Origin of the sequence: Sulfurimonas sp., from assembly GCF_029027585.1 — a bacterium.
Classification (GTDB): domain Bacteria; phylum Campylobacterota; class Campylobacteria; order Campylobacterales; family Sulfurimonadaceae; genus Sulfurimonas.
Genome location: NZ_CP093397.1, coordinates 2,245,844 through 2,258,235 on the forward strand (window position 1 = coordinate 2,245,844; position 12,392 = coordinate 2,258,235).

Below are 12,392 nucleotides of genomic sequence, written 5' to 3' on the forward strand. Positions count from 1 at the left end.
ACTGCCGCAACTATATTTGTTGTTTTACTTTTTCTTTGATACCTTATAAATAAAACTAAAAACCTCTGCTACTGCTTTATACAGTTCTGCTGGGACTTCTTTGTCTAGTTCTACTTTTGAGAGAAGCTCGATGAGGTCTTCATCTTTTTTTATGGGTAAGTTATGAAGCTCGGCAATTTTGATGATGTTTTGTGCAGCTTCACCTTTTCCTTTTGCTATAACACGAGGTGCGGATTCTTTGTCTTTGTTATATCTAAGTGCGGCTGCTTTTTTCATGCTTTTACCTCAAAACCTATGTGGATAGCTTTTGTTTGGCTCTCATAAGGCGATATAGGTGTTTTTTTACTAGCATCTAGTATGCGAATTTCTCTTGGTGTTATGTTAGCATCTATCAAACCTGAGCGAAGAACATTGATATTCTCTTTTATGATTTTTGAAACTCTATATTATCAGAGTGTATTTTAATGTTGATTTGGTTTTTTTCATATAAAACCAAACGCAGACTTAACTCCCCATACTCTTTTAGTTTCAACTCTATATCACAGTAAAACCTATCATCTTCATCTCTTTTAATATTAAGACTACCTTCTTCTAAAGCATCCCAGGAAAAAGGAAGATATAAAGAGGATGAATTTGAGAGGTGTGAAACTAACTGATGATAATCAATCTGAAGAGATAATTTATCTATATGTTTTAAAACTTCACTTTGGTTTGTTAGTGGTGACTTAGATATTTCTTCACCTGTTTTTAACAAAACAGACTTTAAATCATTTACTACTATCTCTTTTACATTTGTAGATGATGAAAGTTTTTGTGGGGTGTCAAGAGTTGTTAGTTTATTTAAAAGAACTTTCGTATCTTTTGAAAAGAGAGTATCAGACTTTTCTATGGCATTTTCTAGTGGTAAAATGGCACTTTTTATCTCTTGTGGTATTTTTGTTTGTGTTAGTTGTTCAAGTGAGGTATTTGGAAGAATTTTTAAAATCTTACTTAGAGCATCAAAAAGACCTTTGGCTTCTGGAACTTGACTTTTTGTTAGTTGTGGTAAAAGTTGTACAATGCTCTCTTGTATAGATGCTACTTTAAAATTTTCTGGTGTTAAAACCTTTGGTGATATTGTGTGTTGAAGTTTTTCTAAGATTTTTGAAAATTCTTTTGTAGTAGTGATATCTTCACTTTTTAGATTTGTTTGCATTGTTTGGATGATTTTTTCTATTGTTTTTGCAACTTTATTTAATGCCTGTTTTTCATTAGGTAAGTTTTCCCTCAGCGGTGAAGTTGTTGTTAAAGATTTATTTGTAGCATTTTTTATAATTTCACTATTTAAAATCTCTTTTATATGTTTATTTAAAACTTTTACAGGATAAATAGAACTTTTCTCAATACTTTTTAGTAAAGAGTTTAGGGTTTCTTTTAGTTGGACTTGAGGGTTTTGTACATTTTTAAGTTTTGATTCTAAAAAAATACCAGAGTTTGTGATTTTAGTTTTTAAGGCACTTTCACTTAATTGTTTTATATCTACAAGAAACTCTTTTAAAACTTTCTCTATTGGAAGTGGAGTTTTTTCTGTTGTTTGATTTTGTAGAGTTGATTTTAAAGAATTTAGTAAGTCTTTTATAGTTGAAGAGATAGTTCCTAGATTTTTTAAAGTTGGATTGTTTTTAACTAAATTTAAAATTGTTTTATCAGATGCTGAGTTTTTGGAACTTTCTTGAAGCAGGGAGTTTATGACTGATTTTAGGTCTTTACTTTGAGTTAAGACTTCTAACTCTTTTGGAGAGGCACTTTTTAAGACCTCTTTTAAAGCCTTGTTTGTATTTGGTAATATAATATCAAGATGCTTATTATTTGAGATATTAATCATTTTTAAGTATAGCATCTATATAATGGCATTATGTTAAAACAGTATAAAGAAGCCATAGAGAAGAGCAATATAATTTCCAAAACTGATATGGAAGGAATAATCACTTTTGTTAATGATGAGTTTTGTAAAATTTCTGGATATTCACAAGAAGAGCTAGTTGGTCAAAATCATAATATTGTAAGACATCCAGATGTAGATGTATCAACATTTAAAATACTTTGGGACACAGTAAAAGCTAAAAGAATATATAAAGATACTGTAAAAAATAGAGCAAAAGATGGTTCTACCTTTTATGTAAATACAACAGTTATCCCCATTCTTGATGAAGATGACAATATAGCAGAGTTTATAGCTATAAGGTACGATGTAACTAAGGAAGTTTTTTACAAAGAAGAGTTACAAAAAAAAGAAAAAGAACTTGAAGAGTTAAATAAAACCTTAGAAAAAAGAGTTCAAGAAAAAACAAAAGAACTAGAAGAGTTAAACAAAACGCTAGAGATTCGTGTAAAAGATGAAATATCTAAAAATGAACAAAAGCAAAAAGTTATGTTTTGGCAGTCAAGATTGGCATCTCTTGGTCAGATGCTAGCAAATATTGCACATCAATGGCGACAACCATTAACAGAGTTAAATCTAAGTAACTTCAATATGAAAAAATCAGCATTATCTGATGATGAAGAAAAGTTTTTGCAGTATTACGCAGAGAGTAAAGTCATTATAAATAATATGTCAAAAACCATAGATGATTTTACAAACTTTTTTAGACCACAAAAAGAGAAGCATCCTTTTAATGTAAGTGATAGTATAAATGAATCTCTGACTCTTTTAGAAAAAATCTTAAAAGTAGAGATGATAAGTATAAAAAAAGATTTTATAGACTTAGAAGTTCTTGGCATCTCGAATGAGTTAACTCAAGTTATCATAAACCTTATAAAAAACTCAACAGACTCGTTTGTAAGTAAAGGCATCTTAATTCGTGAGATAAATATAAAAACAACAAAAGATAAAAATTTTGCTTATATTGAGATTCAAGATAATGCAGGTGGCATAGAAAGTAAAAATTTAGAAAAGATATTTGAGCCATACTTCACTACTAAACATCAAAGTAGGGGAACAGGACTTGGTCTTTTTATGTCAAAAATGATTTGTGAGCAAGGTTTAGATGGTTATATGGGTGTGAGTTCTAAAAAAGGTTTAACAACCTTCAGCATTAAAATTCCTCTGATTAAGTCTTAACTTATGAAAAATAAAATTTTAAAAAAATTGCGTGTTTTGTTTGTTGAAGATGAAGAAAATATTGCAAGACTTTTAAAAAGTGCTATTGGTGATAGTTTTTATAGTTTTACTTTAGCATCTAATGGCAAAGAGGGCATAGAAAAATTTTTACAAATCTCGCCTGATATAGTAATCACAGATATAAATATGCCTAAGATGTCAGGCTTAGATATGGCAAGAGAGTTAAAGAAGATAGATAAAAAGATTCCTATTATCATACTTAGTGCTTTTAGTGAAAAAGAGAAACTATTTGAGGCAATAGATGTTGGAGTTATAAAGTATTTTTTAAAACCTTATGACCCTGATGAGATACTTGATTATATTAGTTTAATATCAAGTGAACTAGAAGATAAACTTGTTGAACTTAGTGAAGGGTTTAGTTTTAACAAAACAAGTAAATCACTTTATAAAAATTCCAAATTTATAGCACTTTCAAAAAATGAAGTTAAATTTTTTACACTTATTTTAAACACTAAAGACAATATACTAGATGATACAGCAATAAAAAAAGATATATGGAATGAAGAGGTAAGTGATGATAGACTTAGAACTTTTATTAAAAGATTACGGGTAAAAACATCAAAAAAACTTATAATCAATCTAAAAGGTGTAGGTTATAAGATAAGTTACAGAGAGAAAAACTCAGTATAGCCTTGTTCGATTTTTACGATTTGTTATCTGTTTTATAAATTACTTGAATATGACAATGATTTTATATAATTTTTCATATATTCCCAATCTATATTATTATTAGTTACTGGCAGTAATATTTTCTCACCATCTAATCTTTTTAATCTTACTTGTCTTCCATAAGCAAATTTTATAATTAATTTTTTTAATAATGTTGCAATAAAAATACAAGTATAAATATTATCATTATTTTTATATTTGTCTGCAAATATTAATGTATGTATATTGTCATCACTGAAATATTCATAATTATGATAAAATACATTACAAAGCATATCAATAGTTATTTTATCTTTAAATATTTTTTTACTATCTTTAAATTCATCATAGCTAATAAAATTTGAAACACCATTTTGCATTGAAGTAGATGTTAATAGAGGAATTTCTCCCAAAACTCTTTCTTCTTTATTTAATCGTTCGCCTTTTTCAATATTGAATAAATCTGTTAATAAAAATGGTAAGTATTTTTTGTTTGTTGTATTAGTTTTACTGTTAGATAAACTTTTCTCGCTAATTGAATTAATCTTACTAAAAAGAAATAGTGAACTTAGATATTCTTTGATTGTATTTATAAATTCATCTTCATTATTATTATCATAATCAATATTCATGTAGCTTTCTGCACACCACTCTTGTTTATCTGAAACATTTTTTAAAACAGAAAAATTTGCTTCTTCATAATATCTATATTTAGATAGTAAATGATTATGTTTTTCCTTGTAACCTCCAATATTAATTCTACCCTGTTTTTTTCTTTTTATAAAACCATCATCATTAAATGCTCCAAACCAAGATGGTTTATTATTATTGTGTCTTTCATATGCCTTAAATACCATTATACAAGTTGGGACGCTTGCCGATGGATAAAATAAATCTATAGGTGTTGTTATTACAGATTCTAAGGTATGTAATTCTAATAATTGTCTATGTTTTTTTAAAACAGCTGGAGTATCTAATGCGCAACTCATTTGAACAATTGCTATACATCTCCCTCCTTTTGGTAAACTTTCCATAGCATTTAAAATAAAATCTAATTGACCATCTGCTCCAACAGAGTATGGAGGGTTTAACATAACAACGGTAGGTTTTAATTTCTTAATTCTTTGTTTATGTTTATCATTGTAGCAATCTTCATTATAAATATGCGATCTCCCATCACCTCTCATCATCATGTTAGAACAAGCAAATGTAAACATATCAGCTCTTTCTTCTGTCCCAATTAATTGATTTTCTCTAATATAAATTATTTTTTCAGCATCATTTCCTGCTAAACTAATCATTCTTTTCATTGAGGCAACTAAAAAACCACCTGTACCACAACAGCAATCATATACAACATCATCCACATTTAAATCAATCAAATCACAAAATAAATCGGTTATATGTGCGGGAGTAAGAACTAAACCAGTTTTACCATCAGAACCTGAGTATTTAATAAATTCTGTATAAAATTTTCCTAGTACATCAAACCCAGAATTATCGTAATTTACTAAAGGATAAATATCTTGTTTTATTTCATATACTAAATCACTAATCAATGTATTAGGAATATTCTTTTTTGTTTTTTTATCTTTTATTGTTTTAGCAGTTGTAATTTTATGATTTTTTATTGTTGAATATACTCTTAATATACTTTCTCTTCGTTCTTCTTCAATTTTATTTGATTTTAAAATAATTTCACAAGATGTTAATATAAAATTAACTAAATCTACGACATCACTACTTTGTTGATAGCTATCTCTAAATCGTTTGTTTTGTAGTGCTAGTAATATACCACTTATTAATGTTGCTCTTTCCGTAGTGGGAATTGAGTAGTTTTCTAATTTTCCATTATATTCTACAGCTTTTTCAATAATTTTTAAATTTTGTAAATTTATTGAAAAGTCGTGCATATCATATAGTTTAAAATAAGAATTAAATGATAATAAGTGTTTGTCTTGTAATTCTTCAATATTAGAATTATGCTTAAATAGAAAGTTGGATACCTTTAATTCATTTTGATTTAATCCTGAAACAGCTATTCCTAGTATATCAATATCTTTATTTTTTTTTCTTACGCATTTCATATAATGTAAAATACCATCAACCGAATACTCTACTGGCAAATTTCTATTATCACTTTCATGTTTATCTGTATCTGCTTTACATTCAATTATTATAATAAAATTAAGATATTTTTTAAATGAAATTATAAATTCTGGATATCCTTTATTACTTGTTCCTTTTTTTGATGCATTATCAAATAAGTTAGATCTATGTTTTGATTTTTGTTCTTCTATGAATATTTCATTTTCTATATTTAAAATATCATTCTTAAAATGTTCTCTTACTATATCTTCTGTAATTCTCTCATTCGCCATTTTAATATCCTATTCTTATTTTGTTGATTTTAACATAAAAATTAAATTTTATTTAAAAGCATGTCATTTTGTAATGTTTTTATATAGACTAATCATTACCAATTAAGAAATTGATATATTCACATTTTATCTAAAATTTAATATTAATTGGATAAGAAGATATTTTCGCCATTATAATCTTGTTCTTTCCTCTGCTTTGTTGTACGAATCATTGTATGATACTATCAATTATACCTAATATTTTATTTATAGTTTTTTTGATTTGCTTTTTCAATAAATTTTATATTTCTTGAATTATAATCTATTGATTTCATTTGTTCTCCCATAATAAAACCTGTGATATTTTCACTTTTTACTTCGATATGAAAAGGAAAGTCTCTTTTTGTATTTGTGATTGGACAAGCAAATGCTAAACCTAAATGTTGGTTAAATATTTTATTACTTATAATTATTGCAGGTCTTCTGCCTTTTTGTTCATGTCCACTTTGTGGGTCAAAATTTAAAGCTACAATATCTCCTTGTTCAGGAATATATTTTACCATTCTTCTAATCCAGTTTTATTATCAAATTCTTCATAAGTTTTGTAGTTACTTGGTAATTGTTTAACTAAATCATTAATATTATATTTTATTCTTTCTTCTCTTATTGGCTCTAATACAATTTTTTTATTTTCAATTAAAATTTTCATTTTATCACCAATAGATAAATGTAACTCTTTCATTATATCTTTTGGAAATCTTAAACCCTGTGAGTTACCCCATGTTGAAATTGTAGCTGTCATGATATATCCTTCAATTGTATATCCGAAGTATATCATATGAGATTTTGTATGTCAAGATAAAAAAAATCTATCAATATATAAATTTTTTTAAACATACTTTTAATTTGCAAAAAGAATGTGTACCCGATCAGAATACTAAAAGTTATATATTCTAATATATCGCCTTGTTGTGCTTTGAATACAAGTGCATAACTGAAAGTAAGTGTAGTTGCTATAAATGCTTGTTGCTCTTTAACAAAGTTTAGATATTGTTCGCGATGCTTAGAACTTTGAATAGTTTAAGACTACGGGTAAAAACATCAAAAAAACTTATAATTAATCTAAAAGGTATAGGATATAAAATATTTTAAAGAAAATTATTCTATACTTGCATAAATTAAATTATAGGATGTGATATGAGAATTATTTTATTAGGTGCTCCAGGTGCTGGTAAAGGTACACAGGCACAATTTTTAACTAAGAAGTATGGAATACCTCAAATTTCTACTGGTGATATGTTAAGAGCAGCTATCAAAGCTGGAACAGATATGGGTAAAATGGCTAAAAAAGCTATGGATGCTGGACAACTTGTAACTGATGAGATTATTATTGGGCTTGTTAAAGACCGTATTGTAGAAGATGATTGTAAAAATGGATTTCTTTTAGACGGTTTTCCTCGTACACTTCCTCAAGCAGATGCTGTTACTGCCGCTGGTATTGAGATAGATGCTGTTATTGAGATTAATGTTCCTGATTCTGAGATTGTAAATCGTATGTCAGGTCGTCGTGCACACTTAGCATCTGGAAGAACTTATCATGTTACATTTAACCCACCAAAAGTTGAAGGTAAAGATGATGTTACTGGTGAAGATTTAGTACAAAGAGATGATGATAAAGAAGCAGTTGTTCTTGACCGTATTAAAGTTTACCATGAACTTACGCAACCACTTGTCAACTACTACAAAACTCAAGCAAAAGCTAAGACCTCTTTAACCTACATAACGGTAGATGGAACAGCAGATATTTCTGATGTTGAAGCGTCTATCGTTTCTCAACTAGCTTAGAGTTTTAAGCTAAAACAGAATTAACGAAAGTTAACTCTGTTTAGTTTTGGTTTATACACTGGGTCAGCACCCGCAACTGTCCATAGCTTTTTAGATAAAGCACTTACAGATGGAGCAAATTTTTCTTCTAAGGGTTCTATAAAGTCAACCTCACTAAAAGTTTCTTTTAAAAGATTTTTTTCATACTCAAAACCACTACTTGTTGGCTCTAGTTTTATAGCTTGATTTGTTTGAAGGTTTGCTAAAACCCATAGAGCTAAAAACTCCTCTGAGAATTTATTTAAGATAGCATCTGAGAACTCTTCAAAATTACTATATCCACTTAGTTCATATAACTTTATAATTAAATCTATCGTTTTATGTAGATGCACAAGTGGTACCATAGAAAAAAGCATTCTACTAATACTTAAACCATCTGTATGAACAGCACCAACAAATACTCTTGCCCCGCCATCTGTATTACCAAAGTTATTTGTTTTTAGTCCAACTAAACCTATGTCGGTATGTCTATGTCTTCCACATCCTTTTATACATCCAGAAAAACCAACAGTTATCCCATGTTTTGAAATTTTATCAAGTGGTAAGTACTTCGTTTCGTTTTTTATGCTCCAAAAAGAGTAAGGACATAAACTTCCTGCACAAGTGATGATAGTCGCACTTTGAGCAGGTGAAGCAAAAGGTGTACTTGTATCACTTAAACCTAAAAGATATATATTTTGGTCTATCCCCAGTCTGATATCTACTTTGTTATCTAGTGCAAATGTTGAGATTTGTTTCATTTCTTTAGCATCTAGGCGTGCAAAGTCTGTTTGGTAACAGTATGCATAAGTCCCATCTCGAAGTTTTTCATGTTGAGAAAATGCAACTTTTTCAAGTTGTATCTTACCAGCACTTTCAAAGGTTTTGCCGTATTCTTTTTCTATATGTTTCTTTAAAGTATCTAAAACCGATATTTTCTATCATATAAAAAAGACGAGTTTTTGAGCGAGAAAAACGAGAACCATGTAAGTAAAATGCTTCAACAAATGCTTTAAAAAAGTCAAAAACTTCTTCTCTTAGTAAAAAAATATCTGCATCTTTAGCTATTTCTGTATTTTTACCACCCATGTAAACATTAAAACCATAGATGCCATCTTTAAGAGCTAAGGCAAAGTATAAATCATTTGCAAAAAATGATGTAACACTTGCACGATTTCCAGAAACACCGATGCTAACACGACGAGGTAACATACCAACATAACGAGGGTTTTCAACTATATAGTCTTGCATCTGCATAATGATAGGATAAGTTTCTATCTCACAGTATCTTCCACGCCCATCATAAACATTTGTGACAATATTTCGGATATTATCGCCAAAACTTTGCCAAGTTGTCAGCCCATGTGAATTTAGTTTTTTCCAGATTTCTAAAACATTACTTTCATCTAAATCATGAAGCTGTAAACCAGCTCTAGCAGTAATAATAATGGTTAAGTCATACTCATCAACTACATCAGCAATATATGAAAACTCCTCAGGACTAATGCGACCAGCAGGGATACGGATACGCATGGTAAACTCATCTTCTAAAAAATCAGTTGTAAATATTCCAAAATCTTGAAGAAAAAATCTATCTCCTTCACCAAGGTTTTCAAAGTCAAGGTCTTCAAATTCACTAAAGTAGTCATAAGGTCTAAGTCGTGCCTTATACCTTTCTCTTTTGTTTAGTTTAGAATTTAAATCTTCATTTTGCATTAGTTAGGCTCCGTTATTTATTAAGCACATTTTAGCAAACAATTACATAATATTTGATGAAAATTTGATAAAGATTTATAATAAATTATATATAGGTTTAATAATTATTGATGTATAATTTTCTCTAATACAAAATCCAACAAAGAATAAGAGGAATAAATGACACAACACCATTATAATGTAATTGTTGTAGGAGGCGGTGTTTCCGGCGCTGCTCTATTTTATGAATTAGGTAGATATACAGATGCTAAGAAAATCTGTTTACTTGAAAAATATGGCTCGCTTGCTGCGTTAAACTCAAATGGTTCTGCAAACTCACAGACCATTCATTGTGGAGATATTGAAACAAACTATACACTTGAAAAAGCAGCTGCTGTTAAGAAAACTGCTAAAATGGTTGAAAAATACTGTCTTCAGTATAAGCTTGAAGATAAAGTAATGTTTGCTCATCAAAAACTTGCGATAGGTGTAGGCTTTGAAGAAGTTGCTTATATTAAAAATCGTTATAAGGAATTTAAAAGCCTTTATCCATACTTAGAACTATACAATAAAGAACAATTAGCTGAAATGGAACCTGCTATTATTTATGACAAAAATGGACAAGAGCGTCCTGAAGATATCGTCGGAATGGGTGCAAAAGGCGAATATACTACTTGTGACTTTAAAGGTTTAAGTGATTCTTTTATAGATGAAACTATTAAAATTGAAGATAAAGTAACAGATATTTTCTTTAACAATGAAGTAAAAAATATTCAAAAAATAGGAAGTACTTACCATATTCAAACTACAATGAGTCACTTTACTGCTGACTTTGTTGTTGTAAATGCAGGTGCTCACAGTCTTTTCTTAGCACACAAGATGGGGCATGGTCATGATTTTGGTTGTCTTCCAATGGCAGGTAGTTTTTACCTTGCTGACCGTAAAATATTAAACGGAAAAGTTTATATGGTTCAAAACCCTAAGCTTCCGTTTGCTGCACTTCATGGTGACCCAGATATTCTTGTAAATGGCTTTACTAGATTTGGACCGACTGCGCTAATGCTTCCAAAATTAGAGCGTTTTAGACCTGGTACTTATCTTGACTTCATAAAAACATTAAGATTTGACCATAATGTTATTAAAATCTTTTGGGACCTACTTAAAGATTCTGATATTAGAAACTATGTTTTTAAGAACTTTATGTTTGAAGTTCCTTTTATTAATAAAAAACTATTTGTTCAAGATGCTAGAAAAATTGTTCCTTCACTTACTGAAGATGATATTTCTTATGCTAAAGGTTTTGGTGGGGTTAGACCTCAGATTCTTGACAAAAAGAATCAAAAAATTATGCTTGGTGAAGCATCTATAAATACAGGAGAAGGAATTATCTTTAACATGACTCCATCTCCTGGTGCTACATCTTGTCTTGGAAATGCAGTTCGTGATGTTGAAGTGATTTGTGATCATTTAAATTTAAAATTCGATAAAAAACAATTTGAAGATGAATTAGTAGAGAAAGAACCTACTAAAGGAGATAAATAATGTCAAACGAAACTAAGAAGAAGCTTTTATACATAACAGATCAGCATGAATATACTGATCATGGCTCAATAAGTGCTTTGTTTAATGGTTACTTAAAAGAGTATCTTGATGTGCATGTTGTATATTTAACAAAATATAAAAATAGTTTTCAAAAAAAAGGTACTGATTATATCGTGCCTCAACAATATACAAAAAATATTTGTGATTATTTAGAGTCTAAAGATGTTGATTTGAACTCTTTTAGTTATGTATTTGTTAGAAATATGCTTGATGTTTTAAGTGACACTCTTAAGAATCGTTCTAAGTTTGGTTTTAAACTTGGATATAGAGCATCTTTTCCTAAAACAGAAGAAGCACTCGCTGCAAATAAAGAGAAGAATAAGACAAGTCTTTTAAAAACGGTTGGTGGTTATTTTGAAAAATTTAACAAACAGCGTCTTTTATCAGAATGTGACCTTTTCATGCCAACATCTAAAGATATGGAAGAAGTTTTTTATTCTGATAGTGGTGTAAGAAGTTATCCCCTTCCAGCTGGACTTTGTCCAAATAGAATTACTTCTCACCGTATTTCTGATGGAGCAGACCGTAACTTTATCTATGTAGGAACACTTGATGGGTTAAGAAACTTTCAACAAGTTTTAGTTGCATTCTCAAAAGTTAAATCTCAAGAATGGCATCTGAATATATCAACATTCAACCCAAAATTTGCACAAACAGTTTTAAATAACTACCCAAGTTTAGTTGGCAAGGTTACCGTTAGAGAAGCTGGTAATTTAGATGAGCTTTTAGTTCAAGTTGATGATTGTGATATTGGTATTGCTTTACTTCCAGATATTTCGGTTTATAATACTGTTATACCTGCAAAAGTTATGGATTATTATACTTGTGCTATTCCTACTATATTAACAGATAACCCTAAAAACCGTACAATATTATCTGATGAAGATGCATTATTTTGTCCTTTTGAAGTAGATGCAATTACTGCTACAATAGAAAAAAGTATTACTATGACTGAAGAAGAAATTTCTGATATGGGACACTCAGGTCAAGCTAAACTTCTTAAGCATAAGCGTAACTATGAGATAATGGCAAAAGAACTTTTTGAAGAGTTAGAGTCACTTTAG

General features: G+C 29.3%; 13 protein-coding genes. 5 read left to right on the plus strand and 8 right to left on the minus strand.

Going from position 1 to position 12,392, the window contains the following annotated elements:
- Positions 1–24 precede the first annotated feature (24 nt).
- Genes MOV50_RS11715 through MOV50_RS11725 form a run of 3 tightly spaced genes read right to left on the minus strand, consistent with a single transcriptional unit; the run spans position 25 to position 1,864 of the window.
- On the minus strand, positions 25–276 hold the full coding sequence (locus MOV50_RS11715; RefSeq protein WP_321778085.1) for an EscU/YscU/HrcU family type III secretion system export apparatus switch protein: 252 nt from the start codon (positions 274–276) through the stop codon (positions 25–27).
- A complete protein-coding gene (locus MOV50_RS11720; protein ID WP_321778086.1) occupies positions 273–395 on the minus strand; it encodes a hypothetical protein in 123 nt (40 codons plus the stop codon). The genes MOV50_RS11715 and MOV50_RS11720 overlap by 4 nt, the downstream gene beginning before the upstream one ends.
- 29 nt (positions 396–424) lie before the next feature.
- Positions 425–1,864, minus strand: coding sequence for a flagellar hook-length control protein FliK (locus MOV50_RS11725; protein WP_321778087.1), 1,440 nt, complete (start codon positions 1,862–1,864; stop codon positions 425–427).
- 30 nt (positions 1,865–1,894) lie between these two features.
- Here MOV50_RS11725 and MOV50_RS11730 point away from each other — a divergent pair, with 30 nt between their 5' ends.
- Positions 1,895–3,100 (plus strand): PAS domain-containing sensor histidine kinase, encoded by a 1,206-nt coding sequence (locus tag MOV50_RS11730; protein ID WP_321778088.1) that lies wholly within the window; start codon positions 1,895–1,897, stop codon positions 3,098–3,100.
- Between the two features lie 3 nt (positions 3,101–3,103).
- Positions 3,104–3,790: a response regulator transcription factor gene (locus MOV50_RS11735; protein ID WP_321778089.1), complete on the plus strand. Its 687-nt coding sequence runs from the start codon at positions 3,104–3,106 to the stop codon at positions 3,788–3,790.
- Between the two features lie 32 nt (positions 3,791–3,822).
- Here MOV50_RS11735 and MOV50_RS11740 read toward each other — a convergent pair whose 3' ends face one another.
- The 3 genes from MOV50_RS11740 to MOV50_RS11750 all read right to left on the minus strand — a co-directional run bounded on the left by MOV50_RS11740 (position 3,823) and on the right by MOV50_RS11750 (position 6,970).
- Complete coding sequence (locus MOV50_RS11740) at positions 3,823–6,189, minus strand: N-6 DNA methylase (RefSeq protein ID WP_321778090.1); 2,367 nt, start codon at positions 6,187–6,189, stop codon at positions 3,823–3,825.
- 242 nt (positions 6,190–6,431) lie between these two features.
- Positions 6,432–6,731: a type II toxin-antitoxin system PemK/MazF family toxin gene (locus tag MOV50_RS11745; RefSeq protein WP_321778091.1), complete on the minus strand. Its 300-nt coding sequence runs from the start codon at positions 6,729–6,731 to the stop codon at positions 6,432–6,434.
- Positions 6,725–6,970 (minus strand): AbrB/MazE/SpoVT family DNA-binding domain-containing protein, encoded by a 246-nt coding sequence (locus tag MOV50_RS11750; protein ID WP_321778092.1) that lies wholly within the window; start codon positions 6,968–6,970, stop codon positions 6,725–6,727. Before MOV50_RS11750 ends, MOV50_RS11745 begins: the two co-directional genes overlap by 7 nt.
- Before the next feature lie 395 nt (positions 6,971–7,365).
- Between MOV50_RS11750 and adk the strand changes: the two genes are divergently transcribed.
- Positions 7,366–8,013, plus strand: coding sequence for an adenylate kinase (gene adk / locus MOV50_RS11755; RefSeq protein ID WP_321778093.1), 648 nt, complete (start codon positions 7,366–7,368; stop codon positions 8,011–8,013).
- Positions 8,014–8,033: 20 nt separating this feature from the next.
- Here the strand turns inward: adk and MOV50_RS11760 are convergent, their stop codons facing one another.
- Entirely contained in the window at positions 8,034–8,792 is a 759-nt protein-coding gene (locus tag MOV50_RS11760) for a hypothetical protein (protein WP_321778094.1), read from the minus strand.
- Between the two features lie 115 nt (positions 8,793–8,907).
- On the minus strand, positions 8,908–9,747 hold the full coding sequence (locus tag MOV50_RS11765) for a hypothetical protein (RefSeq protein ID WP_321778095.1): 840 nt from the start codon (positions 9,745–9,747) through the stop codon (positions 8,908–8,910).
- 159 nt (positions 9,748–9,906) lie between these two features.
- On the opposite strand from MOV50_RS11765, the gene MOV50_RS11770 reads away from it, so the two are divergent.
- Both MOV50_RS11770 and MOV50_RS11775 read left to right on the plus strand, forming a co-directional pair.
- Positions 9,907–11,268 (plus strand): FAD-dependent oxidoreductase, encoded by a 1,362-nt coding sequence (locus MOV50_RS11770; RefSeq protein WP_321778096.1) that lies wholly within the window; start codon positions 9,907–9,909, stop codon positions 11,266–11,268.
- Positions 11,268–12,392 (plus strand): glycosyltransferase, encoded by a 1,125-nt coding sequence (locus MOV50_RS11775; RefSeq protein ID WP_321778097.1) that lies wholly within the window; start codon positions 11,268–11,270, stop codon positions 12,390–12,392. The genes MOV50_RS11770 and MOV50_RS11775 overlap by 1 nt, the downstream gene beginning before the upstream one ends.

What these genes read in the sequence shown, in the direction of transcription:
- MOV50_RS11715 (WP_321778085.1), bottom strand. Translation starts at nt 276, where the DNA reads ATGAAAAAAGCAGCCGCACTTAGATATAACAAAGACAAAGAATCCGCA.
- MOV50_RS11725 (WP_321778087.1), bottom strand. Translation starts at nt 1,864, where the DNA reads ATGATTAATATCTCAAATAATAAGCATCTTGATATTATATTACCAAAT.
- MOV50_RS11730 (WP_321778088.1), top strand. Translation starts at nt 1,895, where the DNA reads ATGTTAAAACAGTATAAAGAAGCCATAGAGAAGAGCAATATAATTTCC.
- MOV50_RS11735 (WP_321778089.1), top strand. Translation starts at nt 3,104, where the DNA reads ATGAAAAATAAAATTTTAAAAAAATTGCGTGTTTTGTTTGTTGAAGAT.
- MOV50_RS11740 (WP_321778090.1), bottom strand. Translation starts at nt 6,189, where the DNA reads ATGGCGAATGAGAGAATTACAGAAGATATAGTAAGAGAACATTTTAAG.
- MOV50_RS11745 (WP_321778091.1), bottom strand. Translation starts at nt 6,731, where the DNA reads ATGGTAAAATATATTCCTGAACAAGGAGATATTGTAGCTTTAAATTTT.
- MOV50_RS11750 (WP_321778092.1), bottom strand. Translation starts at nt 6,970, where the DNA reads ATGACAGCTACAATTTCAACATGGGGTAACTCACAGGGTTTAAGATTT.
- adk (WP_321778093.1), top strand. Translation starts at nt 7,366, where the DNA reads ATGAGAATTATTTTATTAGGTGCTCCAGGTGCTGGTAAAGGTACACAG.
- MOV50_RS11760 (WP_321778094.1), bottom strand. Translation starts at nt 8,792, where the DNA reads ATGAAACAAATCTCAACATTTGCACTAGATAACAAAGTAGATATCAGA.
- MOV50_RS11765 (WP_321778095.1), bottom strand. Translation starts at nt 9,747, where the DNA reads ATGCAAAATGAAGATTTAAATTCTAAACTAAACAAAAGAGAAAGGTAT.
- MOV50_RS11770 (WP_321778096.1), top strand. Translation starts at nt 9,907, where the DNA reads ATGACACAACACCATTATAATGTAATTGTTGTAGGAGGCGGTGTTTCC.
- MOV50_RS11775 (WP_321778097.1), top strand. Translation starts at nt 11,268, where the DNA reads ATGTCAAACGAAACTAAGAAGAAGCTTTTATACATAACAGATCAGCAT.